At 69.1% G+C, this 1,761-nt stretch carries 1 protein-coding gene and 1 pseudogene; one reads left to right on the top strand and one right to left on the bottom strand.

Annotated elements, in window-relative coordinates; all coding sequences use genetic code 11:
- Window positions 1-1,497, bottom strand: a pseudogene (locus tag EDF78_RS25455) (hypothetical protein); the annotation flags it as partial.
- Here EDF78_RS25455 and EDF78_RS25880 point away from each other — a divergent pair.
- On the top strand, window positions 1,441-1,761 hold a 321-nt coding region (locus EDF78_RS25880), incomplete at its 3' end, for a hypothetical protein (RefSeq protein ID WP_243839491.1). The pseudogene EDF78_RS25455 and the gene EDF78_RS25880 overlap by 57 nt on opposite strands.

Genomic DNA, 1,761 nt, shown 5'->3' with positions numbered 1-1,761 from the left:
GCGCAGGGTGCGCTTGCCGACGCGCCTGCCCAGGGGGTCATACAGGTAATGGCCGTGGCGGGTGCTGTGGCCGTCGCCCCAGCTCAGGGTGTGGCTGTAGTGCGTCAGGCGGTGGCTGCTGTCGTAGCCGTAGCGGTATACCTCGCCCTCCGTGGCCTTACAGACCTTCTCCGTCAGGTTGCCGTAATCATCGTAGTGATACGTAAAGGTGGCGTCCTCGCGTATCCGGTTATCCGCGAGCGCCGGACGGGGGGCGTCGCGCGGGTCAGGCCGTGCGGGAGAGAACGGGTCGGCGTGATGCAAGGGCGGCAGGCGGTTGCCCGCCGGGTCGTACTGATACTGCGCCGGATACAGCCCCAGGGCTTCGGTCAGGCGGCCCGCGTCGTCAAAGACAAACTGGCGGGCGCCGGCGTCGTCACGGGTGCCGCTGATGATGGCGGTCAGCTGCCCGCGTTCGTCGTAGCGGTGTTCACGGCTGAGCGCCGGATACCCGGCGAGGGTCAGGTGCGACAGGCGCCCGGCCCTGTCGTAGCGCGTCTCACGGGTGAGCGGCCCGAAGGTGCGGGTGCGCTCGCGGTGAAGCTTATCGCGCTCAACCTCGAGCAGCGGTTTACCGTCCAGCGCCACGCCCAGCAGGTGGCCGGGGCCGTAGGTCAGCCAGTCAACGGCCGGTAAGCCGTCGGGCAGCGTCTGCGTCAGGACGCCGCGCGGGCCGTAGCGGCTGGCCTGCGTGTGCGACCACAGCACCCGCCCGTCCGGCGCGGTGACCTGCTGACCGTCGGCGACAATGCGCCCGGTCGCGTCACGCTGCCAGACGGCCGTGACCTGATGCCCGCCGCTGTGGTGCACCACCGCCTGCGGCAGGCCGTTGGTATCATAGGTCCGGCGTTCGTCATCGGGCGTGCCGTCGCCGTGCGGCGGATTTTCGCGGCATATCACCCGCCCGGCGGCGTCATAGTGCCAGCGGGTCACCCGTTCACCGTCGAGGCGGTGTATCAGCTCGCCCGCCGCGCCGTACTGATACTGCTGAATGCGCCCGTCAAAGCCGGTCTCGCGTATCAGGCGGTCCATGACGTCATAGACAAACTGCGTCCGCGCGCCGTTTTCGTTGATGAGGCTGAGTACGCGTCCGGCGGCGTCGTAGCTGAACCGTTGCGACAGCCCGCCGTGCAGGGTGCGCAGACGCTGACCGCGCGCGTCGTATTCCACGTCTTCCTGCCGGCCGCCCGGGAAGACGGTGCGCACCCGGTCACCGGCGGCGTTGTAGTGATACGCCGTGACTTCGCCGGCGGCGTTTTCCGTGGCCGTGAGGCGGCCGCGCGGGTCGTAGCGGTAGCGGGTCACCTGCCCCTCCTCACGGGTGATTTTTGTCACCTGCCCCCACAGGTCATACTCATAATCCGTGGCGTGGCCGGAGCAGTCGGTCGTGCGGCGCAGCTGATGGTAATCCGTCCACGCCAGCTGCTGACGGCTGCCGTCCGGCAGTTCCACGGCCATGACCCGGTCGCCGTGCGCGTCCGCGTAGTGGTAGCGGGTGGTCTGCTCCAGCGCGTCGGCCTGCGCCGCCAGACGGCCTGCGGCATCGTATTCGCGGGTGGTTTCGGTTTTGTCGGGGGCGATGGCGCGGGTCAGCTGATGCCGGCGGTTCCAGACGTAGAGGGTCTGCCTGCCGTCGGGGGCGGTGATGCCGCACAGGCTGCCGCTGGCGACGTCGAGGTCAAACTCGGTTTTACGCCCGGCCGCATCCGTGGTGGCCGTCAG

The sequence above is a fragment of the Rahnella sp. BIGb0236 genome, assembly GCF_004364755.1.
GTDB classification, from domain to species: domain Bacteria; phylum Pseudomonadota; class Gammaproteobacteria; order Enterobacterales; family Enterobacteriaceae; genus Rahnella; species Rahnella victoriana.
The sequence above is the reverse complement of the archived record's forward strand: the minus strand, read 5'-3'. Positions and strand labels throughout refer to the sequence as shown.